28 protein-coding genes are annotated in these 26,690 nt (G+C 73.0%); 10 read left to right on the plus strand and 18 right to left on the minus strand.

The annotated features are described in order from the left end of the window. The first annotated feature begins 146 nt into the window (after nt 1–146). The 4 genes from PUR56_RS26045 to PUR56_RS26060 all read left to right on the plus strand — a co-directional run bounded on the left by PUR56_RS26045 (nt 147) and on the right by PUR56_RS26060 (nt 2,791). A complete protein-coding gene (locus tag PUR56_RS26045; protein ID WP_329950694.1) occupies nt 147–362 on the plus strand; it encodes a DUF397 domain-containing protein in 216 nt (71 codons plus the stop codon). Nucleotides 363–396: 34 nt separating this feature from the next. Next, nucleotides 397–879, plus strand: coding sequence for a hypothetical protein (locus PUR56_RS26050; protein WP_329950695.1), 483 nt, complete (start codon nt 397–399; stop codon nt 877–879). 63 nt (nt 880–942) lie between these two features. After that, complete coding sequence (locus PUR56_RS26055; RefSeq protein ID WP_329950696.1) at nt 943–2,280, plus strand: AAA family ATPase; 1,338 nt, start codon at nt 943–945, stop codon at nt 2,278–2,280. Nucleotides 2,281–2,284: 4 nt separating this feature from the next. Next, the gene (locus tag PUR56_RS26060; RefSeq protein ID WP_329950697.1) at nt 2,285–2,791 is read left to right on the plus strand and encodes a hypothetical protein; all 507 of its coding nucleotides are present in this window, start codon (nt 2,285–2,287) and stop codon (nt 2,789–2,791) included. A gap of 126 nt (nt 2,792–2,917) precedes the next feature. On the opposite strand, the gene PUR56_RS26065 is transcribed toward PUR56_RS26060, so the two are convergent. From PUR56_RS26065 to PUR56_RS26080, 4 genes are all read right to left on the minus strand, one after another. Beyond that, nucleotides 2,918–3,802, minus strand: a complete 885-nt coding sequence (locus PUR56_RS26065; protein ID WP_329950698.1) for an FAD-dependent oxidoreductase — start codon at nt 3,800–3,802, stop codon at nt 2,918–2,920. 64 nt (nt 3,803–3,866) lie between these two features. Further along, nucleotides 3,867–4,142, minus strand: a complete 276-nt coding sequence (locus PUR56_RS26070; RefSeq protein ID WP_329950699.1) for a hypothetical protein — start codon at nt 4,140–4,142, stop codon at nt 3,867–3,869. Nucleotides 4,143–4,238: 96 nt separating this feature from the next. Beyond that, nucleotides 4,239–4,802, minus strand: a complete 564-nt coding sequence (locus PUR56_RS26075; protein WP_329950700.1) for a GNAT family N-acetyltransferase — start codon at nt 4,800–4,802, stop codon at nt 4,239–4,241. 103 nt (nt 4,803–4,905) lie between these two features. After that, nucleotides 4,906–5,403, minus strand: coding sequence for a hypothetical protein (locus tag PUR56_RS26080; RefSeq protein ID WP_329950701.1), 498 nt, complete (start codon nt 5,401–5,403; stop codon nt 4,906–4,908). Between the two features lie 310 nt (nt 5,404–5,713). On the opposite strand from PUR56_RS26080, the gene PUR56_RS26085 reads away from it, so the two are divergent. Continuing rightward, nucleotides 5,714–7,318 carry a hypothetical protein gene (locus tag PUR56_RS26085; protein ID WP_329950702.1) on the plus strand — a complete coding sequence of 535 codons (1,605 nt, stop codon included), beginning with the start codon at nt 5,714–5,716 and terminating at the stop codon, nt 7,316–7,318. Between the two features lie 86 nt (nt 7,319–7,404). Here the strand turns inward: PUR56_RS26085 and PUR56_RS26090 are convergent, their stop codons facing one another. Further along, the gene (locus tag PUR56_RS26090; protein ID WP_329950703.1) at nt 7,405–8,277 is read right to left on the minus strand and encodes a class I SAM-dependent methyltransferase; all 873 of its coding nucleotides are present in this window, start codon (nt 8,275–8,277) and stop codon (nt 7,405–7,407) included. 128 nt (nt 8,278–8,405) lie between these two features. Between PUR56_RS26090 and PUR56_RS26095 the strand changes: the two genes are divergently transcribed. Then, nucleotides 8,406–9,050, plus strand: coding sequence for a PhzF family phenazine biosynthesis protein (locus tag PUR56_RS26095; RefSeq protein WP_329950704.1), 645 nt, complete (start codon nt 8,406–8,408; stop codon nt 9,048–9,050). Between the two features lie 118 nt (nt 9,051–9,168). Here the strand turns inward: PUR56_RS26095 and PUR56_RS26100 are convergent, their stop codons facing one another. From PUR56_RS26100 to PUR56_RS26120, 5 genes are all read right to left on the minus strand, one after another. Beyond that, nucleotides 9,169–9,798, minus strand: coding sequence for a VanZ family protein (locus tag PUR56_RS26100; protein ID WP_329950705.1), 630 nt, complete (start codon nt 9,796–9,798; stop codon nt 9,169–9,171). Nucleotides 9,799–10,054: 256 nt separating this feature from the next. Continuing rightward, complete coding sequence (locus PUR56_RS26105) at nt 10,055–10,420, minus strand: hypothetical protein (RefSeq protein WP_329950706.1); 366 nt, start codon at nt 10,418–10,420, stop codon at nt 10,055–10,057. Continuing rightward, complete coding sequence (locus tag PUR56_RS26110; RefSeq protein WP_329882702.1) at nt 10,417–11,931, minus strand: HAMP domain-containing sensor histidine kinase; 1,515 nt, start codon at nt 11,929–11,931, stop codon at nt 10,417–10,419. Before PUR56_RS26110 ends, PUR56_RS26105 begins: the two co-directional genes overlap by 4 nt. 22 nt (nt 11,932–11,953) lie before the next feature. After that, nucleotides 11,954–12,112, minus strand: coding sequence for a hypothetical protein (locus PUR56_RS26115; protein WP_329950707.1), 159 nt, complete (start codon nt 12,110–12,112; stop codon nt 11,954–11,956). Further along, nucleotides 12,109–12,786 (minus strand): response regulator transcription factor, encoded by a 678-nt coding sequence (locus PUR56_RS26120; RefSeq protein ID WP_327677620.1) that lies wholly within the window; start codon nt 12,784–12,786, stop codon nt 12,109–12,111. The genes PUR56_RS26115 and PUR56_RS26120 overlap by 4 nt, the downstream gene beginning before the upstream one ends. Nucleotides 12,787–13,271: 485 nt before the next feature. On the opposite strand from PUR56_RS26120, the gene PUR56_RS26125 reads away from it, so the two are divergent. Continuing rightward, nucleotides 13,272–14,063 (plus strand): SigE family RNA polymerase sigma factor, encoded by a 792-nt coding sequence (locus PUR56_RS26125; RefSeq protein WP_329950708.1) that lies wholly within the window; start codon nt 13,272–13,274, stop codon nt 14,061–14,063. A 357-nt stretch (nt 14,064–14,420) separates the two neighbouring features. Here PUR56_RS26125 and PUR56_RS26130 read toward each other — a convergent pair whose 3' ends face one another. The 5 genes from PUR56_RS26130 to deoC all read right to left on the minus strand — a co-directional run bounded on the left by PUR56_RS26130 (nt 14,421) and on the right by deoC (nt 19,289). Beyond that, nucleotides 14,421–15,056: an ATP-binding protein gene (locus PUR56_RS26130; RefSeq protein ID WP_329882704.1), complete on the minus strand. Its 636-nt coding sequence runs from the start codon at nt 15,054–15,056 to the stop codon at nt 14,421–14,423. 70 nt (nt 15,057–15,126) lie between these two features. Beyond that, nucleotides 15,127–15,537: a hypothetical protein gene (locus PUR56_RS26135; protein WP_329950709.1), complete on the minus strand. Its 411-nt coding sequence runs from the start codon at nt 15,535–15,537 to the stop codon at nt 15,127–15,129. Nucleotides 15,538–15,860: 323 nt separating this feature from the next. Then, on the minus strand, nt 15,861–16,766 hold the full coding sequence (locus PUR56_RS26140) for an aldehyde dehydrogenase family protein (protein WP_329882706.1): 906 nt from the start codon (nt 16,764–16,766) through the stop codon (nt 15,861–15,863). Next, a complete protein-coding gene (locus tag PUR56_RS26145; RefSeq protein ID WP_329882707.1) occupies nt 16,759–18,297 on the minus strand; it encodes an aldehyde dehydrogenase family protein in 1,539 nt (512 codons plus the stop codon). The genes PUR56_RS26140 and PUR56_RS26145 overlap by 8 nt, the downstream gene beginning before the upstream one ends. Before the next feature lie 5 nt (nt 18,298–18,302). Further along, nucleotides 18,303–19,289: a deoxyribose-phosphate aldolase gene (gene deoC, locus PUR56_RS26150; RefSeq protein WP_329950710.1), complete on the minus strand. Its 987-nt coding sequence runs from the start codon at nt 19,287–19,289 to the stop codon at nt 18,303–18,305. Between the two features lie 202 nt (nt 19,290–19,491). Between deoC and PUR56_RS26155 the strand changes: the two genes are divergently transcribed. Beyond that, the gene (locus tag PUR56_RS26155) at nt 19,492–20,169 is read left to right on the plus strand and encodes a PH domain-containing protein (protein ID WP_329882709.1); all 678 of its coding nucleotides are present in this window, start codon (nt 19,492–19,494) and stop codon (nt 20,167–20,169) included. A 146-nt stretch (nt 20,170–20,315) separates the two neighbouring features. Here the strand turns inward: PUR56_RS26155 and PUR56_RS26160 are convergent, their stop codons facing one another. The 3 genes from PUR56_RS26160 to PUR56_RS26170 all read right to left on the minus strand — a co-directional run bounded on the left by PUR56_RS26160 (nt 20,316) and on the right by PUR56_RS26170 (nt 23,901). Then, a complete protein-coding gene (locus PUR56_RS26160; protein WP_329950711.1) occupies nt 20,316–22,031 on the minus strand; it encodes a phospho-sugar mutase in 1,716 nt (571 codons plus the stop codon). 260 nt (nt 22,032–22,291) lie between these two features. Beyond that, entirely contained in the window at nt 22,292–23,113 is an 822-nt protein-coding gene (locus tag PUR56_RS26165; protein WP_329882711.1) for a purine-nucleoside phosphorylase, read from the minus strand. Nucleotides 23,114–23,463: 350 nt separating this feature from the next. Then, nucleotides 23,464–23,901 (minus strand): gamma-glutamylcyclotransferase, encoded by a 438-nt coding sequence (locus PUR56_RS26170; RefSeq protein ID WP_329882712.1) that lies wholly within the window; start codon nt 23,899–23,901, stop codon nt 23,464–23,466. 78 nt (nt 23,902–23,979) lie between these two features. Between PUR56_RS26170 and PUR56_RS26175 the strand changes: the two genes are divergently transcribed. Beyond that, a complete protein-coding gene (locus PUR56_RS26175; protein WP_329882713.1) occupies nt 23,980–25,434 on the plus strand; it encodes an NAD(P)H-quinone dehydrogenase in 1,455 nt (484 codons plus the stop codon). A gap of 236 nt (nt 25,435–25,670) precedes the next feature. Next, nucleotides 25,671–26,636 (plus strand): DeoR/GlpR family DNA-binding transcription regulator, encoded by a 966-nt coding sequence (locus tag PUR56_RS26180; RefSeq protein WP_329882789.1) that lies wholly within the window; start codon nt 25,671–25,673, stop codon nt 26,634–26,636. The last annotated feature ends 54 nt before the right edge of the window (nt 26,637–26,690 follow it).

Raw genomic sequence — 26,690 nt, forward strand, 5'->3', positions numbered from 1 at the left:
CGCCCGCCCGGCTCCAAGAACCGCCGCCCCGCGAACCGCTACGACGTGGGCCTGCTCCTGGCCACCGGCGAGCCCTACCGCCGACCGGCTCATCACAAGGTCGGCACCAAACCCCGCCGCACCGGATAAATCACAAGCTGACACCAATGTCGGGGGTGTATGTGAACCGGATCGATTGGCAGAAATCCAGCTTCAGCGATGCTGATGGCGGAAGCACGTGCGTCGAGCTTGCCTACGGCAGCGGAGACGTCCGCCACCTCCGCGAATCAGATGACTCGGATGCCGTCATCGCTACCGACGTGGTGAGGCTCCGCGCCTTCCTCCTCGCGGCCAAGGCCGGCGAGTTCGACCACCTCATCTGAACCGCGCTTCTCCCCGCCCCGGAGGATCTCACTGATGAACGCCGACACCTGGCGTATCCGACTCATCGTCCGCACCACCCAGGTCGGCGTCATCGGCGGGACCCTCTGGGGCGCCCTCGTCGCCCTCATCGCCTTCCGCTCCACCTCCGTACCCCTCGGCGCCATGGTCGGCCTCCTCGTCGGCACCTTCATCTCCATACCGACCGGCTCCCTCCTCTCCGCCCTCCCCAAGCGCCTCGCCTTCCACCACTTCTCCGCCCCCGCCCTCGGCGCCGTCCTCACCGGGACCGCCGGCTACCTCGTCCTCTCCCACGTCCTCGACGTGCCGCACGTCCTCTTCCGCGTCGGCGTCGCCTCCCTCTTCGTCCTCTCCACCGTCCTCGCGGCCACCGCCTTCCACTTCGCCGTCCGCACCCTCCGCCCCGGTGCACGCGGCAGTGAACAGCGCTTTCGTCGTGGTGGTGCGTACGAGCGACTGTTCCCGTGGCGCCACCGCTCACCGTTGGACGGCCTGTAATCGCTACTGCTTAGCTGGGGTGACGACAGTTCCAGGTCGGAGCGAGCGAGAGAGAGGTGCCCGGTGGAGACTCCCCGTCTGGAGGAGGTACGCCTGACCTCCTTCAAGAGCTTCACCGGCCAGTGCCTGCCCCTCCGCGACCTCACGGTACTGATCGGCCGCAACGGCAGCGGGAAGTCCAACGCGCTGGACGGGCTGGTGGTGCTGTCCCGTCTTGCTCTGGGCGAGCCGGTGCATGACGCCCTGGACGGGCCACGGAGCGGCGGTGAGGAACCGATCCGCGGTGGCGCCGAGGGGTGCGCGCCGCTCGGGGCGGAGAGCTTCGCGCTCGGTTGCCGCGTGCGATCCGGTGAGGCGGTCTTCGATCTCGATGTGGAGATCGCTGTGCACCCCGAGGTGCGGATCCTGAGCGAGCAGCTGACGGCTGTGGAGGGAGTGCGCTACGGCAGCCGCCGACTCGCCGCCGGCCGTTCGCTGCTGGCCAGTAGCCCTCCGGACCCGCGCCGCAGCGACCTGAAAGTCCGCTACTTCAACGGACTGCGAGGTGCTGATCCGGGGATCCCCTTCGCCGCCGACCGCTTGCTGACGAGTCAGGTCCCGGTGAGGCTGCCTGCGACGACGGAAGCGACCAAGCTGGTACACCGCGCTGCGCAGGACGTTCTTTCCGTCCTGCGGGAAGTGTTCCTACTGGATCCGGTTCCACACCTCATGCGGCAGTACGTCAACAGGCGTGACACTGAGCTCAGACGAAGTGCCAACAACCTCAGCGCAGTGGTGGAGAACCTGGCCGAGACCGATCTCCAAGCCTTCGGACGGCTCACGGAACTCGTGGCGGGTATGCCCGAGTACCCGGTGATGGGCATCAGCAGCGTCGACACACGGATCGGCGATGTCCAACTGGTGCTGCGCGAGTCCGGCTATCACGGCGAGGAGCACGATGTTCCGGCGCGACTCCTCAGTGACGGCATGCTGCGGTTCCTGGCGTTCGGCACCGCGCTGCTCAGCGCTCCCGTCTCCTGCGATGGCGAGGAGCCTGCGCAGGCCCAGCGGCATCTGGTGATCGAGGAGATCGAGAACGGCCTCTACCCCACGCAGGCCGCGCGCGTACTACGGCTGATGAAGGAGGAATCGGTGCGGCGAAGCGCCGATGTTCTCTTCACCACCCACAGCCCGGCACTCCTCAATTCCCTTGCCGCGCAGGATCACTCAGGTGTGGTCGTGTGCAGCCGTGACCAGGAGTCCGGGGAGAGTATTCTGACTCGCCTCACGGATCTGCCGGGCTATGTCGATCTGTTGGCGGCCGGAGACCTGGGCGATGCAATCACCAAGGGCCGACTGCCGGAAGCGATCCGTCCCCGGGACGGCATGACCAGCGTCGAGGACTTCCTGAGGAGCCTGTGAGCCCGTGAGCAACCAGCGCAGGTCAGGGCTCCAACTGCCTGTCGTCGACTTCCTCGACACCTCGATCCTTGTCGAGATCCTCGACGTGCCTCACATGAACGGCCATCGCGCCGAGATCCTGGCGCAGATGAATGTCCGGCTGAAGGCCAGGGTGCGCTTCGTCCTGCCGACCGCGACGGTGATCGAGACCGGTAACCACGTCTTCCAGATCAAGGACGGGACGGCCCGTCGCGCCTGCGCCACCAGTTTCATGAGCATGCTGCGCAAGACAGCGTCCGGCGAGGCCCCTTGGAAGCTGCACGAGCGGACCTGGGACGGCGCCTTTCTCAGCCTGCTATGCGGGGGCGGGACCACCGGCATGGATCTGGCGGATCATGCGGTTCGTCAACAGCTCGGCACCGGCGATCTGAGCATCGTCGCCGAGCGGGACCTGTACGCATCCCGGGTGCAGGCCGACGTCCGTATCTGGACGCTGGAAGCCACGATGGGCACGTGGGCCGAACTCGCCTGAGGTCGAACGTCACGGTCCTCGCTCTCTGCGCAGGAAGTCGGCCGATCCGACTTCCTGCGCAGCCACCGCCGCCGCCGATGTCCGCCGACCGGCGGACTCGGACGTTGCGGGGTGCTGGTCCTCAGCTCAACTGCTGAGCCTCAGCGCGTAGTAGACGTTCAGGGCGGACTCCGCACCCGAGCCGGTGGCGGTCATGATGCGCTGGCCCCGCGCTGACCGGAGGTCCCCGGCGGTGAGGACGCGGGGGTGCTGCCGTTCGGGCGGGCAGTAGCCGTCCTCGCCCCGTACCAACGCTCCGGGCACGGCGGCCGGGCGGCAGCCGAGGTTCACGAAGACCGCGTCGGCGTCGAAGGCGCCCAACTCGTCTGCCGTGAAACGGCCGTCGACCGTCCGGCGGAGGTCGAGCGAAGCGACCTCCCGCAGGGTCACCCGGCCCTCCCCGCGCACCTCGTCGGCCTTGTAGGCGTCCGCCGGCGGGTGCGGCACCACCAGGCGGAGCGGGACGTCCGGGTGGGCGCGCAGCAGCGTGCCGAGGGGGCGGTCGGCACCGAGGACGAGGGCGGGGCGACCGGAGAGGGAGACGGCGTCCGCCTCCCACACCGGAGGGATCGGGCCGGCGTCGGAGGTGATCCACTCCGCCTCCTCCGGGAGCGCCGCCCGGACGCCGGTCGCGACCACCGCGTACCGCGCGCGGACCGAAGTGCCCGAGGCCAGGCGCACGGTGACCCCGCCGTCGTCCGCCTGCAACTCCTCCGCCGCGTAGCCCGTGCGGACCTCGCACAGCTCGTGCACCCGCCGAACGTCCGCCGCGACGGCGTCCGCGAACGCCCCGCCGGTCGCGAAGCCGAGGACGTTCTCCACCGCCGGCACCCGGCGGAGCGAGTGCGCCGGCTCGTGCCGCTCGATCAGCACCGACCGCAGCCCCACGCTCGCCGCCATCACCGCCGCCGCGCAGCCCGCCGGGCCACCACCGACGATCACCAGGTCGTGCGTCACCGCCTCCGGCGTCACCGGCGCTCCTGTCAGCACTGTCCGACCAACTCCTCCGCCGTCACCGACCGTCGCGCTCCCACCCTTACAGGAACTGATGGACGATGCCCGCTGCCGCGTACCCGTTGACGATTCCGATGACCACGGCGATGCCGACCTTCCGGTCCGAGGCGTACGACATCGTGGTGCCGATGGCCAGGAACAGGGCCCCGGCCGCGAGGGAGCGCCAGTCGGTGAGCGGCTCCACCGTTCCCCTCAGGTGGAGTCCGACGAACAGCAGGAAGGAGGCGAGGACGGTGACGAGCATCCACCTCTCGAATCCCGGCAGCGTGCGGTTGGTCCGCTGGTTCTCGCCCGACATCCGATGCGCCCTCCCCGGCACGGCTGTGTCCCGGGTGCCATTGCATCGTGTGCCGGGGCGTTTGTCGCGGGGGCTTCCGGCCGTTGCGGGGGAAGTTCAGCGCTCCCAGGACCGGGGCCGGTCCCGGTCCTCCCAGTCCGGGCGGAGGAGGGCGAGCATGGCGATGTCGTGGCGCCGCCCCCGGTGGAAGCAGGCGGAGCGGCGGACGCCCTCCTGGACGAAGCCGGCGCGGGCGAGGGTCGCGAGCCCCGGGGCGTTGGTGGTGTGGGGAATCGCTTCGAGGCGGTGCAGCGGGAGTTCGCCGAAGGCGAGGTCGACCAGGGCGTCGAGGGCGGCGGCACCGTAACCGTGGCCCCGTTGCTCGGGAGCGACGAGGAAGCGGACGCAGGCCAGGCCGTCCACCATGTCCTGGTCGGCCAGGACGGCGGAGCCGACCGGGGTGCCGTCCGGGAGCACGACGAGGAAGCCGTCGTGGTCGGAGTCCTCGATGTCCTGCTCGATCCGTTCGCGGACGGCCGACAAGGGGCGCGGCCAGTGGCCGAGTTCGTGCGCCGCCACGGGGTCGGAGCGCCAGGAGTACAGCAACTCGGCGTCGTCCACGTCGAGCGGGACGAGGGTGATGGCGGGGGTGGTGGCCTCGGGCGCGCGGGTGCTGGTCATGGGCGGATGGTAGGGCGGGGCGGGCGGGGCGACCACCGGAATGCCGCGCCGCCCGCCGGGCGCCGAACGGCGCGGCCCGGCGGACGGCGGTGGGCCGGGTGGGTCAGCCCTGCTGCGGGCCCTGCGGCTGGGCCGGCTGGTACGGGGCGGCCTGCTGGTAGGGGGCGGCGGGCTGGTACGGCTGGGCCTGGTGCTGCGGGGCGGCCTGCTGGTGGGGCTGCTGGTACGGAGCGGCCGGCGGGTACGGAGCGGCCTGGTGCTGACGCGCGGTCGGGTTGTACTGCGGGGCGTTCGGCACCGGCACCGGCTGCGGGGCGGTCGCGTTGGAGCGCTCGGCCAGCGCCTTCACCGAATTGGCGATCAGCACCACCGGCAGGATGAAGGCCTGGAAGAAGATCCGGTACTCGCCGCCCTCGAAGACGAACCCGAGGTAGTACGCGTACCCGACGAAGGCTATGCCGGCGACGATGTTGAGGATGCGCCAGCCGAGCTTCACCCCGCCGAGGTTGATGGCGCCGAGGACCACCATGGCGATGCCGCTGACGGCCAGCAGCACGACGTACCAGGAGAAGAGGGGCTCGGCGTCGAAGTCGAAATTCAAGGGAGGTTCCTGTGGGTGAGTGAGGAAGAGCGGCTGATGGGGACGAGTGCGCACAGTACTGGAGTCCACCGACAGTCGTCCTCACGATTTCGCCACGGTGTCATCGCCGAATCCACCCGGCGAACCCGCCGTTCACCCCTTGAAAACCGCTCAGGAAGCGTCAGTGCGTTCGGATATGATGCGGCCGTCGCTGGTGGTTGGGGGGCGAAGCAGCGACCCGGGTGAGAGTCCCGGTGCGGCCTCCCACCTCGGCGAACCGCCTGCTGCCGGGTTCCGTCGGGTTCGCCCGCCTTCCTCCCATGAGGTCCCCTTGCGTACTCAGCACCGCAGATCCCTCGCCCTGGCCGCCGCGGCGACCCTGGTCTCGGGTGCCGCCCTCGCCGCCGCGCCCGCCGCTTCCGCACTTCCGCGCCCCGCCAAGGCCGACACGGTCCGCAGCGCCCAGGGACAGGGCGTCCCGGGCCCCGGCGTCCAGGAACAGCGCAGCCCCGTCACGGTCACCCTCGACGGCTTCCCCCGCGGCTTCACCGCGGGCGGGCTCGCGGCGGAGTTCACCGCCACGCTCCGCAACTCCGCCGACCACGCCGTCGACGTCACCACCGGGTTCACCGTCGCGAACGGCGACTCGGGGATCCGCGAGACCCAGCTCCGGCTGGAGTTCCAGCCGCCCGGCGGAGCGCAGTGGAAGCCCGCCACGCCCAACCCGGGGGCCGCCGTCGGGGCGACCTGGACGCTCGACGCCTTCAACTCCCGGCTGAGCCTGCCCGCCGGGGGCTCGGCGACGTACCGGCTGCGTCTCGCCGTCACCGCCGACGCTCCCGCCGGTCGGGCGACCGCCGCGCTGAACGCCGTCGTCTCGGACCCGACGCTGCCGCCGGAGAACCGGATCTCCAGCGCGAGCAGCCCGTTCTCCGAGTTCGTCACCACGGCGGCGGGCGGCAGCGCGACCCCCACGCCCGCCCCCGCGCCCGGTGTGCCGTTCCTCGCCCTGGACGCGGTGCCGGTCTCCTTCACCGCGGGCGGCGAGGCGAAGCCGTTCCGCCTGTCGCTCACCAACCGCAGCGGCAAGGAGATCGCCTTCCTGCCCGAGCTGACCTTCCGGGGGCGGGCCCTGCCCACCGCCGAGGGGACCCGGCTGGAGTTCCAGACGGCCGAGGGCGAGTGGCTCCCGGCGGTCGACCAGGGCTCGTCCGCGGCGGGGCGGCTCACGCTCACCCTGCGCACCGGGGACAAGGACAGCGGCCTCGTCCGGCTGCGCGACGGCGAGTCCCGGACGGTCAACGTCCGGCTGGCGTTCGCGCAGGACGTGCCGGCCGGCGTGCTGTCGCTGGTGTTCACCGGTCTCAGCCTCCCCCAGGGCGGCGGGAACGGGTCCGGGGCGACGGCCACCAGCTCGGCGGTCGACATCACGGTGGCCGGCGCCGCGCCGTCCACGCCGCAGGCCCCGCAGGCGGCGCCCAGCACGGTGGGCACCGCCCCGGTCGCCGAGCCGACCGCGCCGTCCGTCGCCCCGGCGGGCCCGCCCGCCGCCACCGCGCCCGCGGTCGGCCTCGCGGCGGTCACGTCTCCGGCGCCGTCGACCAGCGCGCCGGTCGTGCAGGCGGCCGACGCCACGCCGACCGCGCCCGCCGCACCGGCCCCGGCCGTCACCGTGACCGTGGCGGCGGCCCCGCTGCCGCCCGCCGACCTGGCGACGACGGGCGGCGACTCCTTCAACGCACCGATGGCGATCACCGGGGGCACCGCGATAGCGATGGGCATCGGCACGCTGCTCGTGGCCCACCGCCGCCAGCAGCTCCGCCCGGCGGCCAGGCCGTCCCGCCCGGCGGCGGGCCCGGCGGCCGGTCCGGCGGGTCCGCCCGGCCCGGCCGGTCCGGTCGGCAGGCCCGGCCCCGGCGGGCCGACGGGGGGCTGAGCACGGCGGGCGCGTCCGGTACGTCCGGCGCGCCCGCTTCGAGCACTGCCGGGACCTAGCGGGACCTACGCGGGACCTGCCGGGGCCTACCGGGCGGGGACGGTCGCGCGGGCGAGTACGGACAGCTCGAAGGGGCGGAGCGCGTCGGTGCGTTCCCACTCCGCCGGGCCGACCGTCTCGTGCTGCCGGACGTACTCGACCGGGCGGAGCCCGTGCGCGCACAACAGGCGGTCCATCTGCTCGACGCCGAGGAAGGTCCGCCAGGGCTCGCCCTGCTCGGCGGTCGCGGCCATCACCGCCTCCGCGTACGCCGCACCCGTCTCGTCGCGCTGTTCGGGCGGCAGGAGGTGTTCCACCACGAGTTCGGTGCCGGGGGCGAAGCCGCCGACGGCGTCCAGGGTCCGGCCGATCGCCTCCCGGGTGAGGTACATCGTGACCCCGAGCCAGCCGACCAGTGCGGGCCGGTCGAGGTCGAAGCCGGACCGGACGAGCCCGTCGGTCAGTGACCGGGCGGACATCTGCTCGAAGTCCACCGGGACGAGGACGGTGGAGGGCGGCACCGGCGTCCCCGTCGCGAGCAGCAGCTCCCGCTTCCACTCCTGGGCCGCAGGGCGGTCGACCTCGAACACCCCGACCCGGCCTGCGAGTTCGGACCGGTAGGCGAAGGAGTCGAGCCCGGCGCCGAGGATCACGTACTGGTCGATCCCGAGGGCGACGAGCCCGGCGAGCCGGTCCTCGGTGTAGCGGCTGCGGGTGACGGCCGTGGTCCGTGCGCCGGCCAGGACGGGGTGGCTGCCGTAGGACCGGTGATAGCCGAGGAGTTCGTCGGCGTGCTCAGCGAGAAACGTGTGGGCCACGGTGTCGGAGAGGATTGCGGGGGCGTCGTCGACGAGGAGATGCGCCGCGCGTGCCGCAGCCGCCATGAGAGCCGTCCGGCTCGGTTGTCCGTTGTTCACCATGAAAGCGGACATTACCGATAGATTTTGACAGTATATCACAAAATTAAATATTTCGGAAGGTAATTCAGGCGGTATTTCGATAACGAATTCGGCTCCGGAGCGGGGTCCGATCGGACGAGGGTGAGCAGATGACCGACCACGAAGTGCTGCACGTGTTCTGCGGACCGGACGGCGGGTACGGCAACCTGCTCGGCGTCGTCCGCGACGGGGCGGCCCTTCCCGCCGAGGCCGACCGGCAGGCGTTCGCCCGCGAGCTCGGCTTCAGCGAGACGGTGTTCGTCGACGACCCGGAGCGCGGCGCCGTCGACATCTACACGCCCACCCTCCGCCTGCCCTTCGCCGGGCACCCGTGCGTCGGCGCCGCCTGGCTGCTCGGCGTGGACCGGCTGGTCACCCGGGCCGGCGCGGTCGACGTCCGGCACGACGGCGCGTTCACCCGGATCGCGGCGCCCGCCGCCTGGGCGCCGCCGCGCACGCTCCGGCGCCACGGCTCACCGGCCGAGGTGGACGGGTTGGCGGTGCCGCCGCCGGGTGAGTGGATCTACGCCTGGGCCTGGGTGGACGAGGCGGCCGGTACCGTCCGCGCCCGCGCCTTCCCCGGCCGGGACGACGGCATCGACGAGGACGAGGCCACCGGCGCCGCCGCCCTCCTCCTCACCGCCGAGCTGGGCCGTGATCTGACGATCACCCAGGGGTGCGGTTCGCAGATCGTCACCGGGATCCGCGACGGCGGCCTGATCGAGGTCGGCGGCCGGGTCCGCAGGGCGGACTGAGCTCGGGCGGACCGGGGCGGACCGGGGTGGGGCGGACCGGGGTCGGACCGACTGCCGAGGAGGGTGTCTTGTCGGAGGAGACGCAGTTCGCGGGGTGCCCGGCGGGCGGCGTCGGGCTTCAGTGACCGCGGCCCGCGACGGGCTCCGCGTAGACGGCGGGCGCAGAGGTGGGCGCGGCGGTGGGTGCGGCTGCCGGGGCCTGAACCCGGGCGGACACCGTGGGCCGTGACGCCGTGGCCCGTGACGCCGTGGACCTCGGTGCCGTGGCCCGGGGGGCCGTCGCGCGGCGGAGGAGGAGGGAGCGTCCGGCGGGGACCAGGGCGAGGTGGGTGATGCCGACGCCGACGACCGCGAGCAGGATGTGGTCCACGTTGAGGACGTGGCCCGGGGCCCAGGAGGAGAGGAACTCCAGGGCGGTGGCCAGCAGGGCCGAGGCGCCGGTGGTGCGGAGGAAGGACAGCAGCCAGGGCGCCCGGAGACGACCTCCGGCGAGCGGCAGCAGGAGGCCGAGCGGGGCGGGCAGGAGCAGTTCGCCGAGGACCTGTCCCAGGCTGGAGGAGTGCAGGGAGGCCAGCGGCGTCAGGTTGGCGTCGTACACCCAGGCCACCGGCAGCGGGCGCAGCACCAGCCAGCCGACCAGGACCAGATGGAGGGTGAGGCCGAGGAGGCCCACCACCCGGAGTGGGTGGTGGACGGCCGTCGCACGCCCGGTGTGGGCGGCTGTCGGCCGCCCGGTCTCGGTCCGCACGCCGGCACGCTCTGCGCGTGTCCTGGTGCCATCTCGCTGCACGGGAGGAAGGACGTGGGCCGACGGCGCGACGGTTCCACGGCCGGTGCGAACTTTGTGCTGCACGCCGGAGCAGGTCCGGGACGGCGCGCCGGAGCCGCGCGCCGGAGCGAACCCGGAGCCGCTCCGGGGCGCGAGAGGCGGCAAGGGGCGCGCGGGAAGGGGTGGGGGCGGCCGAGGGGATGCCCGGTGGACCCGCAGGCCCGCCGGGCGCCCCTCAGCGGCAGGGTGCCGCGGTCGACGGCGAGGTCGACGGCACCGCGCTGAACGCGTTGTCGGCCGGGGGTGTGGACGGCGTCACCACCACCGGCGACGGCGAGGCCACCCCCGCGCGCGCCGGGGCCGACACCTTCCCCGGCTCGGGGGACCGCGTCGGCGTCACCGCCGCAGGGGGGACGGCGGCGGACGACGGCGTGCCGGGCGCCGTGGGTATCTGCGCGACCGTGGGGCAGGCGGTCCGGCTGGCCGGTGCCCCCGCGTCCACCGGGACGGCGGTGGGGCGGATGCCGCAGCCCGCCGCCAGTACGGCCAGGCCCAGCAGGGCGGCGGCACCGAAGGACCGCCGGTCGAAGGGACGTCTCACGGGGCACTCTCCTCGGGGGCGTCGGCCGGCGGCGGGGGTGGCGGCGACACCGGCAGCGTCAGCGTGAACACCGCACCCACCTCCCCGTTGGCGGCCGTGATCGTCCCCCCGTGGATCTGCGCGTTGGCCATCGCGATGGAGAGGCCGAGACCGCTGCCCTCCGACCGCGCCCGCCCCTTGTCGGCCTTGTAGAACCGGTCGAACACGTGCGGCAGCACGTCCTCGGGGATGCCGGGGCCGCTGTCGGACACCTCGACGACCACCGAGTCCGGGGTCTCCCGCACCCGCACCCGCACCGGCGAGCCGCCGTGCTTGAGCGCGTTGCCGATCAGGTTGGCGAACACCACGTCCAGCCGGCGCGGGTCGACCACGGCCCGGACCCCGCGCGGGGCGTCCAGCTCGACCGCGTCGTACCAGGCCCGGCCGTCGATGCAGGACATGATCAGGTCGGCGATGTCCACCTCGTCGGCGACCAGCTTGGCCGTGCCGGCGTCGAAGCGGGTCACCTCCATCAGGTTCTCCACCAGGTCGGACAGCCGCCGGGTCTCGCTGACCACCAGCCGGACGGCCGGCTCGATCATCGGGTCGAGCGACTCCGCCTCGTCCTCCAGGATGTCCGTCACGGCGGTCATCGCGGTCAGCGGGGTGCGCAGTTCGTGCGACATGTCGGCGACGAACCGCCGGCTCTGCGCCTCGCGCGCGCTCAGCTCCTCGACCTGCTCGTGCAGCGACTCGGCCGTCCGGTTGAACGTGCGCGCCAGATCCGCGAGCTCGTCCGAACCCTCGACCTCCAGGCGGGTGTCGAGGTGGCCCTCGCCGAGCCGCCGGGCCGCGTCGCCGAGCCGCTTGACCGGCCGCAGCACCGTCGCCGACGCGGCCTGCGCGAGCAGCGCCGAGCCGATCAGCGCCAGCAGGGTGGCGATCGCCAGCGACCAGCCGAGGGTGTTGAGGTCGGCCCGCTCGTTCTCCAGCGACTTGAACATGTACGCCGTCGGACCGGTCGACACCACCTTGGTCCCGCCGATCACGAACGGCCGGCCGTCGAGGTTCTGCCGCTGCCAGTAGAGGTGGTACGTGTACGGGTTGGACTCGGTGATCTCGCGCGGCTTGGCGACGGCGGTCTGCAACGGGGTCGGGACGTTGGCGAGCGAGTACCGCGCCGGATCGGAGGAGGCGATGCAGTCCGGCAGGGCGGGGTCGACGACGACCACGTCGTAGGTGAGTCCGGAGCTGGCGACGTAGCCGGCGAGGTCGATCAGGTCGTGACAGGTCGCCTTCAGCGGCAGGTTCGAGACGTTGCGGCTGAGGGAGACCCGGAAGTCGTTGAGCGCGGTGTCCTGGGCGCGCTTGAGCACCGCGTCCCGGTTCAGCCAGTACGCGATGCCGGAGGCCGAGACGGCGGTGAGCAGGGCGACCGCGGCGAACACCGCGATCAGCCGCACCCGAAGGGAGCGCAGCCGTCGCCACGGGCCCGAGGAGAACCGCCGGGTCGTCGTCTGATGGTCAGTCACGGGAGCCTGTCGTTGCGGAAGTTCAGTGCGGGGGTCGGGATATCGCCGGGCCGGTGGGGTGTCCGGTGGAGTGCCCGGCGGGGCGGGTGCCGGTGAAGGCACCTGCGGTGGCGCCGATGGGGGCGGCGGTCGGAGTGGCGGTCGGAGTGGCGATCGGTGCGCTGGTCGGGGTGGCGGTCACGCCGGTGGGTCCAGCCGGTAGCCGACCCCGCGCACCGTGCGGATCAGCGTCGGCGCCGAGGGCACGTCCTCCACCTTGGCCCGCAGCCGCTGGACGCAGGCGTCCACCAGCCGGGAGTCGCCCAGGTAGTCGTGCTCCCAGACGAGACGCAGCAACTGCTGCCGGGAGAGCGCCTGCCCGGGTCGCCGGCTGAGCTCCAGCAGCAGCCGCAGCTCGGTCGGGGTGAGCTGGAGGTCCGCGCCGTCCTTGGTGACCGTCATCGCCGCCCGGTCGATCACCACCGTGCCGTAGACGGAGGAGTCCGAGCTCTCCCGCTCGCCGCGCCGGAGCACGGCCCGGATCCGGGCGTCCAGCACCCGTGGCTGCACCGGCTTGACCACGTAGTCGTCCGCGCCCGATTCCAGGCCGACCACCACATCGATGTCGTCGGAACGGGCGGTGAGCAGGATGATCGGCAGCTGGTCGGTCCGGCGGATCCGGCGGCAGACCTCGAAGCCGTCGATTCCGGGCAGCATCACGTCCAGCACGATGAGGTCCGGCCGCTGCTCCTTGAAGAGCCTCAGACCGTCCTCGCCGGACGCGGCGGTGGCCACGCGGTGGCCCTGGCGGGTGAGGGCGAGTTCGAGGCCGGTCCGGATGGCGTCGTCGTCCTCGATCAGAAGGAGGAAAGGCACGGGCTCATTCTGGCTCACCCGGAGCGGCGAATCACCCCCCACTCGCCCCTGCCGTCACCCGCCCCCGTCCCCCACCGCCCGACCGGGAACCGGAACCCGAGCCACCGGCGTCCGTCAACGGCGGGAGGCCGAGCACGACAAAAGGCCCGGCCCTGTGACAGCCCTGTGACAGTCGACGGACAGCGTCATCACAACCGGCGGGCAAGATTTTCGATGTCGCCGCAGGACAGCGGGCCAACTGGCCGGCTGGAAGGCGGCAACGGAACCGCTCGTACCGAACAAGGGGGCGCACGATGAACGCCATGCTTCAGACCCGGACCAACCCGGCTGTCGGCACCGCGCGTTCGTCAGCGAACACCCACAGGACCCGGTTCGAGGTCAGGACCGACGAGACCTCCGGTGCCGTGATCGTACGGGGGTGCGCACACAGCACCGGTGGAAGTACTGCCGCACGCCGGGTGAGCGGCGGCGGCAGGACGGGGGAGATGTACGGGATCGGCCGTCGGGGGAACGCGGCCGACTCCGGCAACACCCTCACGCTGCGGGGGATCCTCCCCGTCCGCGTCGAGGGCACGGACGCCCCGGGGGGGAACCGGGGCATCGGGGGGACCGGCCTGCGGAAGGCCGACTCGGGGGAGTCGGCCGGCCGCGAGGCCGCCGGTGCGACGCTGCTGCGGCTGAACCCCGCGGCGGCGCGCACCACCGAAGTGGCACAGGGCGGCGCGCGGGAGGAGCGCCCGGCCGTCGCGGAGGACCACATCACGGAGTTCACCGCGTACGTGCGCGAGCGTCGCGCCTCTCTGTACGCCACCGCGTACCACCTCACAGGTGACCGCTACGAGGCCGAGGACCTGCTGCAGAGCGCGCTCTTCAGCACCTACCGGGCCTGGGGCCGGATCACCGACAAGGCGGCGGTCGGGGGCTACCTCCGCCGCACCATGACCAACCTGCACATCTCCGCCTGGCGGCGCCGCAAGGTCAGCGAGTACCCGACCGAGGAGCTGCCGGAGACGGTCGGCGACACCGACGCGATGGGCGGCACCGAGCTGCGTGCCGTGCTCTGGCAGGCGCTGGCCAAGCTGCCGGAGAACCAGCGGACCATGCTGGTGCTCCGCTACTACGAGGGCAAGACCGACCCGGAGATCGCCGACGTGCTCGGCATCAGCGTCGGCACGGTCAAGAGCAGCATCTGGCGCGCGCTGCGCCGGCTGCGCGACGACGAGCAGCTGAACACCTCGGGCGACACCGGCCGGGCCTTCGGCGAGCTGGTCGCGTAAGGGCCGCAGGGGGCCGCTCCAGGGCGGTCGCAGGGGCCGCCGAGGGCGGCCCCGGGAATGACTCCCGTCGGGGGACGGGTAGCAGGACGGACACGGCACGGAGGCGCCGGCTCGGGGGAGCGGCGCCGCCGGGGGAGGCCGGGACCGTCCGGGGAAGGCGGCGGGCCCGGTGCGGGGGAGACGCACCGGGCCCGCCGTTTCCGTCTTCCCGTTCTCGGGCTGCGCCGTGAGGCAGACCGCGCGGTGGCCGGCCGTGACGTGGAGCCGGGCGGGCCGCGAAGTCGTGAAGCCGGCCGTCCGGGGCTCCGGGCCGCCGTGGGCGGCCGCAGCGGGTCCGGCCCGGCCCCTGTCCGGACGTCAGACGGCGGAGAGCTCCTGGGAGGCCGCCACGCGGATCCGGCGCTCGGCCTCCGGCCCGGCGCAGGGGTGCGCGCCCAGCGCGACCTGCCGGCCGATGATGGTGCGCTCGGCGCGCATCAGCCGCCAGCCGCGCCGCACCAGCACCGGAAGCGACTTCCGGCCCTCGCGCACGTCCCGGCGCAGCCGCCGCCAGGCGGTGGTGAGCGGACCGTTGCGCAGGCAGAGGGCGTCACCCAGCAGGCCCTCGGCGGCGCATTCGCCGACGATCTCGGCGGCGAAGATGCCCTCGGCGACGAACGCACCGGCCCCGTCGAGGTCCAGTACCCGGGTGGCGATCCGTCCGTTGTCCGGGATCGAGTACACCGGCACCTCGGCCCGGCCGGTCCCGTACAGGTCGCGGATGGCCGCGACGGCCTGCTCGCGGTGCCAGGAGAGCGGGGAGTCCCAGTCGACCGCGCCGTCGGGCAGCAGCGGGAGGGTGGGGTCGTCGCCGTCCTTGTAGAAGTCGTCGAGCTGGAGCACCGGCAGGGCGCTGCGCTCGGCGAGCGAGGACTTCCCCGAACCGGAGGGCCCGGAGAGCAGGACCACCCGGGCGCGGGCTATCGGCACAGGGTTCAGCGGGGAGTCACTCACGGGACACCAGTCTGACGCATCCGGGCCGGATGCCGAAACCGGTCGGACCGAACTGTCCGCATCCGTCGGGTCAGACGGTCTTGAGGACCTCCGGCGCGGTGAGTGCGGCGTGCACCAGCGGCAGGTAGCGGCTGTCGACCTGGAGGTAGACGGGGTGGCCGTCGCCGGGCGGGCGGTAGGCGGTGGCGGCCCAGTCCTGGTCGTGCCAGGTGCCGGGCTCGGGGTCGTGGAAGGTGCCCCCGGCGGCCAGTTCGGTGCGACCGCCCTCGGACGGGCCGAAGGTCACGACGGCGGCCCCGGGGGTGATGCGGAGCTTGCCGTTGACGTAGACGGGCTGCCAGCCGGGACGTTCGGAGCGGGCCGAGCAGGGGACCTTCGCGGTGCGGCCGGCGGCGAGGCGGCGGCGGGCACGGGCCACGAACAGCTTGCGGAGGAACCCGTCCGCGAACAGCGCCATCATCTCCGCCACGAATTCACCCACGGCAGCGTCCCCCTTGATCGTTTCCGGTACGGGCGATTGTGGCCCGGGGTGCGACCGGGCGGGGACCACCGAACGGCTCGACGTCCCGCGACGAAAGTCGCGCGGACGGAGGGGTGGGCCGGGAAGGGGGGCGAGCCGGGAGGGCGAGGGCCGGGAAGGGCCGCGCCCGGCCCGGAAAACCGACGGACCCGCGCCAGGGGGGGAGAGGCGCGGGTCCGTCCTGTGACCGTCCGGGCCCTGGGGGGGTGAGGGCACTGGGGACGGCCAGTCTGTGGAGTTGTTACTCGTGGCTACTCAACGTAACCGTGGGGCCGACCGGGAGGTCAGATCCCCATCGGGTGCCAGACCGTCTTGGTCTCCAGGAACGAGAGTAGCCGGTCCGTACCGGGCGCATTGGTCCAGTCCTGGGCGAACGGGTCCAGCTCCGGGCGGATCACCCTCTTCAGGGTATCCGCGGCAAGTGCCTCCAGCGAGGCCGCCGCGCCGGGACCGTCGTCGGCGATCGCGCCGGTGAGGTCCACCGCGTTGACGTCCTGGTGGGAGGCCAGGGTCGGGGCGATGTCCGAGGTCCTGCCGGAGATCAGGTTGACCACGCCGCCGGGCACGTCCGAGGTGGCCAGCACCTCGCCCAGCGACAGGGCCGGCAGCGGGGCGTCGGCCGCGACCGCCACCACCACGGTGTTGCCGGTGGCGATGGCGGGGGCGACCACCGAGACCAGGCCGAGCAGCGAGTGCCCGTAGCCGGCCTGCGGGGCGACGATCCCGACCACGCCGGTCGGCTCCGGGGTGGAGAGGTTGAAGTACGGCCCGGCGACCGGGTTGGCGCTGCCCGCGATCTGGGCGACCTTGTCGGTCCAGCCCGCGTACCAGACCCACCGGTCGATCGCCGCGTCCACCAGGGCGGCGGCCTTCTTCGGGCCGATGCCCTCGGAGAGCGCCACCTCGGCCGCGAACTGCTCGCGCCGGCCCTGCAGCATCTCGGCGACCCGGTAGAGCACCTGGCCGCGGTTGTACGCGGTGGTGCCGGCCCAGCCCTTGACCGCCGCACGGGCGGCCAGGACGGCGTCGCGGGCGTCCTTGCGGGTGCCGAGAGGGGCGTTGGCGAGCCACTCGCCCTTGGAGTCGGTCACCTCGTACACCCGCCCGCTCTCGGAGCGCGGGAACTTCCCGCCGACGTACAGCTTGTAGGTCTTGAGGACGTCAAGACGCGCGATGGTGGTCTCAGACATCGAGGTAGGCCTCCAGACCGTGCCGGCCACCCTCGCGGCCGTAGCCCGACTCCTTGTAACCGCCGAACGGCGAGGTCGGGTCGAACTTGTTGAAGGTGTTGGCCCAGACCACGCCGGCCTTCAGCCGGTCGGCGGTCCAGAGGATCCGCGAGCCCTTCTCCGTCCAGATGCCGGCGGAGAGGCCGAACGGCGTGTTGTTGGCCTTCTCGACCGCCTCGGCGGGGGTGCGGAAGGTCAGCACGGACAGCACCGGGCCGAAGATCTCCTCCTGGGCGATCCGGTGGGCCTGGCTGACGCCGGTGAAGATGGTCGGCTTGAACCAGAAGCCGGTGCCCGGCAGCTCGCACTCCGGCGACCAGCGGTCCGCGCCCTCGGCCTCGCCGGCGTCCGTCAGCTCGGTGATCCGCGCCAGCTGGGCGGCCGAGTTGATGGCACCGATGTCGGTGTTCTTGTCCAGCGGGTCGCCGACCCGCAGGGTGGACATCCGGCGCTTCAGCGCGTCCAGCAGCTCGTCCTGGATCGACTCCTGGACCAGCAGGCGCGAGCCCGCGCAGCAGACGTGCCCCTGGTTGAAGAAGATGCCGTTGACGATGCCCTCGACCGCCTGGTCGATCGGCGCGTCGTCGAAGACGATGTTGGCGGCCTTGCCGCCCAGCTCCAGCGACAGCTTCTTGCGGCTGCCGGCCAGCTGCTTGGCGATCGCCCGGCCGACCGGGGTGGAGCCGGTGAAGGCGACCTTGTTGACGTCCGGGTGCGCGGTGAGCGCGGCGCCGGTGGTGCCGTCACCCGTGACGATGTTGACGACGCCCTTCGGCAGACCGGCCTGGCGGCAGATCTCGGCGAAGCGCAGCGCGGTCAGCGGGGTGGTCTCGGCCGGCTTGAGGACGACCGTGTTGCCGGTGGCCAGCGCCGGGGCGATCTTCCACGCCAGCATCATCAGCGGGAAGTTCCACGGGATGACCTGGCCGGCCACGCCCAGCGGCTTCGGGTTCGCGCCGTAACCGGCGTAGTCCAGCTTGTCCGCCCAGCCCGCGTAGTAGAAGAACCAGGCGGCGACGGTCGGGATGTCGAAGTCGCGGGTCTCGCGGATCGGCTTGCCGTTGTCGATCGACTCCAGCACCGCCAGCTCGCGGCCGCGCTCCTGGATGATCCGGGCGATCCGGAACAGGTACTTCGCGCGCTCGCTGCCCGGCAGCGCCGACCAGTCGGTGAAGGCCCTGCGGGCGGCGGCGACCGCGCGGTCCACGTCCTCCGCGGTGCCCCGCGCGAACTCGGCGAGCACCTGCTCGGTGGCCGGGTTGACCGTCTTCAGGGCCTCGCTGCCGGAGGAGTCGACGAACTCGCCGCCGATGAAGTGGCCGTACGAGGTGGCGATGTCGCCGGCCGCGGCGGGCGACTCGGGGGCGGGGGCGTAGCCGAACAGGCCGGCCGGCTTGACGGCCTGCGCCGCCTGTCCGGCCGGTGCGGCCTGCGCCGCCTGTCCGGCCTGCCCGGTCGCGGGCCCCGCGGTCTTCTTGGTGTTCTTGGCCATGATTCTCAGTCCACCGTCACGTAGTCGGGACCGGAGTACCGTCCGGTGGTCAGCTTCTGCCGCTGCATCAGCAGGTCGTTGAGCAGGCTGGAGGCGCCGAAGCGGAACCAGTGCGGGGTCAGCCAGTCGTCGCCGAGGGTCTCGTTGACCATCACCAGGTACTTCATCGCGTCCTTGGTGGTCTTGATCCCGCCGGCGGGCTTCACGCCGACCTGGACGCCGGTCTGCGCGCGGAAGTCGCGGACCGCCTCCAGCATCAGCAGGGTGACCGGCGGGGTCGCGTTGACGGCGACCTTGCCGGTCGAAGTCTTGATGAAGTCGGCACCGGCCAGCATCGCCAGCCACGAGACGCGGCGCACGTTGTCGTACGTCTGCAGCTCGCCGGTCTCGAAGATGACCTTGAGGTGGGCGGAGCTGCCGTCGGCGCGCCCGCACGCCTGCTTGACGGCGACGATCTCGTTGAAGACGTCCAGGTACCGGCCGGAGAGGAAGGCGCCCCGGTCGATCACCATGTCGATCTCGTCGGCGCCGGCCGCCACCGCGTCGGCGGTGTCGGCGAGCTTGACCGGGAGCGCGGCGCGTCCGGCGGGGAAGGCGGTCGCGACGGAGGCGACCTGGATGTCGGTGCCCTGCAGCGCGGCCTTCGCGGTGGCGACCATGTCCGGATAGACACAGATGGCGGCGACACGGGGAGCGGTCGGGTCGGTGGGGTCGGGGTTCCTGCCCTTGGTGCACAGCGCGCGCACCTTGCCGACCGTGTCCGCGCCCTCCAGCGTGGTCAGGTCGATCATCGACATGGCCAGGTCGATGGCGTACGCCTTCGCCGTGGTCTTGATCGAGCGGGTACCGAGAGTGGCGGCACGCGCCTCCAGGCCGACCTGGTCGACACCGGGCAGGCCGTGCAGGAAGCGACGGAGCGAGGCCTCGGACGTCGCGACGTCCTGGAGACCGCTGCCCGCAACGCCGGGGGCATTGGCTGCAAGAGTGGACATAGTCACCACACCAGCATATCTACGCGCGTAGCCAACCGCTAGACCGGAGACCTATCGATGCCGGACCGAGATCTGACCGCCCACCCGGCCCGACGCGGGGGCGGATTGCGGCGGGGCCACCCGACGCCGGGAGGAGTGACCGGGGCCGAACCGTGATCGCGGACCCTGTGGGCGGCGGGGGGCATGGGGCAGAATCGTCGGCATGACCGAATCCGACGGCAAGCCCCACCAGGGCTCGGCCGGCTCCGATGGGGAGCCCGTGTACGCCGACCGCGTGTACCGCTCCGTTCCCGGCGTGATCTCCGGGGTGCTGTTGTTGGCCGTGGCGGCGTGGCTCATCGGGGACGCGGCGATCAACGGGAGCGGCAAGACGCCGTGGGTGTCCCTGGCCGCCGTGCCGGTGTTCGTGCTCCCGGTGATCGCGTACACCCTGCGGCCGGCGGTGCTGGCCAACGAGCGGCGGCTGGTGGTGCGCAACCCGCTGCGCACGATCATCGCGCCGTGGGCCGCCGTGGACGCGCTGCGGGCCGGGTACTCGGTGGAGCTGCTCGCCGACGGCCGGAAGTTCCAGGTGTGGGCGGTGCCGGTGTCGCTGCGGCAGCGCAAGCGGGCCGCCCGGGCGCGCGAGCACGGCGGGCGGCAGCACGCGTCCCGGCTCGGGATGGTCTTCGGCCAGGCGTCGTCCGGGGCGGCGGTGCAGGGCTCGACGGACCCGAACCGGGCCTGGTCCGACCAGGTGGTCGGCGTCCTCCAGGAGACGGCCGAGCGCAACGCCTCCCGTCCGGACGCGGCCGGCCCGGTGCAGGTCCGCTGGTGCTGGTGGATCATCGCCCCGACCCTGGCCGGGCTGGTGGCCCTGATCACCATCATCGCGGTCTGACCGCGCCCCCCGACCGAGAGGGCCCGCCGATCCGGCGGGCCCTTCGTCGTACCGCCGGGACGGCGCCGTCCCGGCCCGGCGCGGCGTGTGGACGACGATCGCCTCCCGGCACGGGCCGGGAGGCGCTCGGTCGTGCGTGCGGTCGGTCAGGCGTCGATGCCGGCGGCGGCGGCCAGGTCGCGCTTGACGGCGGCGAGGAGGGCGGCGGCCCGCTCCCGGGCTGGGGCGAGGTCCGCGGCGGTGGCGACCGGGAGGACGACCTCCAGGTAGCACTTGAGCTTGGGTTCGGTGCCGGAGGGCCGGACCACGATGCGGGCGGAGCGGACGGCGTCCCCGGCCAGGTAGTAGCGCAGGCCGTCGGTGGCCGGCAGGTCGGCGGAGCCCTCGGTGAGGTCGTCGGCGCGGGTGACGGTCAGCCCGGCCAGCTCGGCGGGCGGCTGCTCGCGCAGGCGGCGCATGGCGTCGGCGATCAGCGCGAGGTCCTGGACCCGGACGGAGAGCTGGTCGGTGGCGTGCAGGCCGTGCTCCAGCGCCAGGTCGTCCAGCAGGTCGGTGAGGGTGCGGCCGGACCGCTTGAGGGTGGCGGCCAGTTCGGCGACCAGCAGGGCGGCGGTGATGCCGTCCTTGTCGCGGACGCCCTCGGGGTCGACGCAGTAGCCGAGCGCCTCCTCGTAGCCGTAGCGCAGGCCCTCGGCACGGGAGATCCACTTGAAGCCGGTGAGGGTCTCGGCGTAACCGAGCCCGGCGGCCTCGGCGATCCGGCCGAGCAGCGAGGAGGAGACGATGGTGGTGGCGAAGGTGCCGGCGGCCTGCTTGGCGACCAGTGCGGCACCGAGCAGCGCGCCGACCTCGTCGCCGCGGAGCATCCGCCAGCCGTTGGTGCCGCTGCCGGCGCCGCCGTTGGCCGGGACGGCCACCGCGCAGCGGTCGGCGTCCGGGTCGTTGGCGATGACGAGGTCGGGGCCGACCGAGGAGGCGGTGCGGAAGGCGAGGTCCATCGCCCCCGGCTCCTCCGGGTTGGGGAACGCGACGGTCGGGAAGTCGGGGTCGGGCTCGGCCTGCTCGGCGACCACGGTGGGCGCGGGGAAGCCGGCCCGGCGCAGGGCGGCGACGAAGGTGTCGCGGCCGACACCGTGCATCGGGGTGTAGACGACGTCGAGGTCCCGCGCGCCGTGCGGGTCGACGATGGAGGCGGCCCGGTCGAGGTAGGCCTCGACGACGGACTCGTCGACGGTCTCCCAGCCGCTCCCGGCGAGCGGGACGTCGGTGAGCGAGCCGATGGCGTCGATCTCGGCGGCGATGCCGGCGTCGGCGGGCGGGACGATCTGCGAGCCGTCGCCGAGGTAGACCTTGTAGCCGTTGTCCTGCGGCGGGTTGTGGCTGGCGGTGACGGTCACGCCGGCGGCGGCGCCGAGGTGGCGGACGGCGTAGGCGAGCACCGGGGTGGGCAGCGGGCGCGGGAAGAGCGCGGCGCGAAGGCCGGCTCCGACCACCACGGCGGCGGTGTCGCGGGCGAAGTCGTACGACTTGTGACGGGCGTCGTAGCCGATGACGACGAGGTCGCCGAGGCCCTGCTGCTTGACGTAGGCGACCAGGCCGGCGGCGGCCCGGATGACCACGGCGCGGTTCATCCGCATCGGGCCGGCGCCGAGTTCGCCGCGCAGCCCGGCGGTGCCGAACTGGAGGCGGCCGGCGAAGCGGTCGGCGAGATCGGACCAGGCGAGCTTCGCCCGGGACTCGGCCTCCGGGTCCTCGGCGTCGGCGAGCAGCGCGGACAGCTCCTCGCGGGTCTGCGGGTCCGGGTCCTCGGCCAGCCAGGTCCGGGCCCGGGCGAGGAGGTCGGTGGTGGTTGCCTGCGTCATGGCTGCAGCTCCATCGGGAAGTGCGTCGGTGGTACGGCCGGAGGGGCGAGCGAGGCCGGGTGGCCGGAGGGCTCCGCGTGACGTGCCTGGGGTTCTGCCGGACGTGCGGGGGGAGGGGCGCATGCGGACGGGGCCCGCGGGCGGACGTGATCAGCGGATCGGTCGATCAACGGATCACGGTCGCTCGCGGACCCCGTCGCCCGGGCGGCGTACGCCGGACGCCCGGTGTGGGGCGGGCGTCCGGTACGGGCCGGAGCGGCTCAGATCCGGTCGAGGACCTTCGCCAGCAGCGCGCCCATCCGCTCGGCGGAGGCCTTGCCGGCCTCCAGCACCTCGGCGTGGTTGAGCGGCTCGCCGGTCATGCCGGCCGCCAGGTTGGTGACCAGGGAGATGCCGAGCACCTCGGCGCCGGCCTCGCGGGCGGCGATGGCCTCCAGGGTGGTCGACATGCCGACCAGCTCGCCGCCGATCACCCGGGCCATGTTCACCTCGGCCGGGGTCTCGTAGTGCGGGCCGCGGAACTGGACGTAGACGGCCTCGTCGAGCGTCGGGTCGACCTCGCGGCACAGGTCGCGCAGCCGCTTGGCGTAGAGGTCGGTGAGGTCGACGAAGTTGGCGCCGACGATCGGGGAGTCCGCGGTCAGGTTGATGTGGTCGCTGATCAGGACCGGCTGGCCGGGGACCCAGCCGTGCCGCAGGCCGCCGCAGCCGTTGGTCAGCACGATGATCCCGCAGCCGGCCGCGGCGGCGGTGCGCACGCCGTGGACGACGGTCGCGACGCCGTGGCCCTCGTAGTAGTGGTTGCGGCCGAGGAAGATCAGCGCGCGCTTCTCGCCGATCTTCACCGAACGGATCGTGCCGGCGTGGCCGGCCACGGCGGGGGCGGGGAAGCCCGGCAGGTCGGTGACCGGGAACTCCGCGACCGTCTCGCCGAGGGCTTCGGCGGCCGGCACCCAGCCGGAGCCCATCACCAGGGCGACGTCGTGGCGCTCGGCACCGGTCAGCTCGCGGAGGCGCTCGGCGGCGGCCTGAGCGGCGGCGTAGGGGTCGGCGGAGACGACCGACTGAGGAGATGCGTTCACACGACCGAGGATAGACGGGAAACGGCTACGCGCGTAGAAAATCCTGGTACGACGTGCCGGATCGTTACCCGGATGGCGTGAACGTACAGCTCCGGGACGCCTGGCGGGGGGTGCGACCCGGAGCAAGGCACAAACCCGGTGGCGAGCCGCGGGCCCGGCGGGCGTCACGGGCGGGCGGGCCGCGGGGCGGAGCGGGCCGCGGGCCCGATCGGCGGGCCGGTGGGGCGGGCCCCGCGAAGGGGTCGGGGGGCGGTCCGGAGGAGTAGTGCGGGCGGCGGGGGACCGCCACCCCGGGGGGGCGGGGGGAGGCGGCCGGCGGGCGGGTGCCCGGGCCGCGCCCCCGGAAGCGGTCAGCAGGGGCGGCGGCGCAGGTCCAGGACGTAGTCGTCGGGGGCGCCGGCGCTCTCCGCCGCGTCCGCGATCAGCCCCAGGTACCGGGCGGCGGGCAGGCCGCCCTCGTAGTCGTTGAGCACGTACGTCCAGACCGGCACGTCGCCGTCCAGGGTCTGCGCGCGCAGCTTGATCTTGCGGTAGATGCCGAGCTGGACGCCCTCCCAGCGGTCGAGCCCCTCCTCGTCCATCGGCGCGACGTCGTAGAGCGAGACGAAGACCTGGTCCTTCTCGTCCTCCACCACCGTGGCCAGCGAACCTTCCCAGCCGAGCTGCTCGCCGCCGAAGGTGAGCCGCCAGCCGGACAGCCACCCCGTGGTGCGCAGCGGTGAGTGCGGGGCGCGGCGGGTCATCTGCCGGGCATCGAGGTTGGTGGCATACGCGGCGTAAAGGGGCATGGGGGGAAGACTACGTTCCTCGGGCGATCGGGCAGAAGCCCCGACCCCGGCGTGGCAGCGCTCCCGGCGTGCGGGACAATGGTGGACGTGACTCGGATCGTGATCATCGGTGGCGGACCCGGCGGATACGAGGCGGCCCTGGTGGCGGCCCAGCTCGGCGCGGAGGTGACCGTCGTCGACCGCGACGGCCTGGGCGGATCGGCGGTGCTCACGGACTGCGTGCCGTCGAAGACGTTGATCGCGACCGCGGAGGTGATGACCACCTTCGACAGCTCGTACGAGGAACTCGGCATCATCGTCGCGGACGACACTCCGCACATCGACAGCCCGGCCCGGGTGGTCGGCGTGGACCTGGGCAAGGTCAACCGCCGGGTGAAACGCCTGGCGATCGCGCAGTCCCACGACATCACCCAGTCCGTCACGCGGGCCGGCGTCTCCGTGCTGCGCGGCCGCGGCCGGCTCGGTACCGGGGGCCAGGCCGTGGACGGCTCCCGCGAGGTGCTGGTGGACGCGCCCGACGGCAGCGTCCAGTCGCTGCGCGCCGACGCGGTGCTGATCGCCACCGGCGCGCACCCGCGCGAGCTGCCGGACGCCCAGCCGGACGGCGAGCGGATCCTGACCTGGACCCAGGTGTACGACCTGGAGGAGCTGCCGCGCGAGCTGATCGTGGTCGGTTCCGGCGTCACCGGCGCCGAGTTCGCCGGTGCGTACCAGGCGATCGGTTCCAACGTCACCCTGGTCTCCTCGCGCGACCGGGTGCTGCCGGGCGAGGACCCGGACGCCGCCGAGGTGCTGGAGGAGGTCTTCCGCCGTCGCGGCATGAACGTGATGAGCCGCTCGCGGGCCGAGAGCGCCAAGCGGATCGGCGACAAGGTGGAGGTGACCCTCTCCGACGGCACGGTGATCGAGGGCACGCACTGCCTGATGGCCGTCGGCTCGATCCCCAACACGGCGGAGATGGGCCTGGAGGAGGCCGGGGTCAAGCTCAACGACTGGGGCCAGATCCAGGTCGACCGGGTGTCCCGCACCTCCGCCCCGGGCGTGTACGCGGCCGGGGACTGCACCGGCGTCTTCATGCTCGCCTCGGTGGCGGCCATGCAGGGCCGGATCGCGATGTACCACGCGCTCGGCGACGCGGTGCAGCCGCTCAACCTGAAGACCGTGGCCTCCAACGTCTTCACCGACCCGGAGATCGCCACCGTCGGCTACACCGCCGCCGACGTGGAGTGCGGCAAGATGGACGCGGTCGAGGTCAAGCTGCCGCTGCGCGGCAACCCGCGGGCCAAGATGCAGGGCATCCGGGACGGCTTCGTGAAGCTGTTCTGCCGCCCGGGCACCGGGATCGTGGTCGGCGGTGTGGTCGTCGCCCCGCGGGCGAGCGAGCTGATCCACCCGATCTCGCTCGCGGTGGACGCCAATCTGACCGTCGAACAGGTGGCCAGCGCCTTCACCGTCTACCCGTCGGTCTCCGGCTCCACCGCCGAGGCCGCCCGCCAGCTCCACATCCGCAAGCGGGACGCGGGCGAATCCTGAGCATCCGGGGCCCAGTTGAGGGCGGTCGCCGTTCGGCGGCCGCCCTTCGCGCAGGCCGGGGCGTCACCCGGACGGCGGGCGCAGTTCCGGGTTGCTGACGGCGCGTATTGTACGGTCACGCGCCGCTCTTGCGTGAGCAATTCCCGCTACTAGCAGCAAACGCCTGAAAGCAGACGGTCACGCACGTTACCGTCGGTTCTGTGTTTGCAGCAGAACGTCGCCAGTTGATCCTCGAAATGGTGCGCGCCAACGGAGCGGTCTCGCTCCGGGAACTGGCCCGCGTCGTCCAGACCTCCGAAGTGACCGTGCGCCGCGACGTACGGGCACTGGAGGCAGAAGGGCTCCTCGACCGCCGGCACGGCGGCGCGGTGCTCCCCGGCGGCTTCAGCCGCGAACCCGGTTACCCGCAGAAGACCCACCTCTCCGCCGCAGAGAAGAGCGCCATCGCCGATCTCGCAGCGGGCCTGGTGGAGGAAGGTGACGCCGTTGTCGTCGGCGCCGGTACCACCACCCAGGAGCTGGCCCGCCGGCTGGCCCGGGTGCCCGGGCTGACGGTGGTCACCAACTCGCTGCTGGTCGCCCAGGCGCTGGCGCACGCCAACCGGGTGGAGGTGGTGATGACCGGCGGTACGCTGCGCGGCTCCAACTACGCCCTGGTCGGCAGCGGCGCCGAACAGTCGCTGCACGGGTTGCGGGTGTCCAAGGCGTTCATCTCGGGCAGCGGGCTGACCGCCGAGCGAGGCCTTTCGACCACGAACATGCTCTCCGCGAGCGTGGACCGGGCGTTGGTGCAGTCGGCCGCCGAGGTGATCGTCCTCGCCGACCACACCAAGCTCGGCGCGGACACCATGTTCCAGACCGTCCCGACCGAGACCATCACCCGGCTGGTCACCGACGAGCAGGCGACCGCCGACGACGCCACCGCGCGGGAGCTGGACGCGCTGGCCGACTGCGGGGTGCAGATCGACCTCGCGCCGCTCGGCACCCCGCCGACCGGTGACGCCCCGGTGCACGGCACCGGCAGCGGTCCCGTCCACCAGACCCAGCCGGGCCCGATGGCCCGCCGGGCGGCCCCGCCCCCGGGCGGCGCCCCGCTGCCCGGCCAGCGCCGCCCGGGCACCCACGGCCCCGGGGGACCGGGCGGTCCGGGCGGCCCGCTGCCGGCCAGACTCGCCGAGCTGGGCCTGCCGCGCGGGCGGTGACCCGCCGCCGGAAACGGCACCGGTCCGCACACCCTGGGGGGCGTACGGACCGGT

The organism is Streptomyces sp. BE303, assembly GCF_036290945.1.
In the GTDB taxonomy this organism is placed as follows: Bacteria; Actinomycetota; Actinomycetes; order Streptomycetales; family Streptomycetaceae; genus Kitasatospora.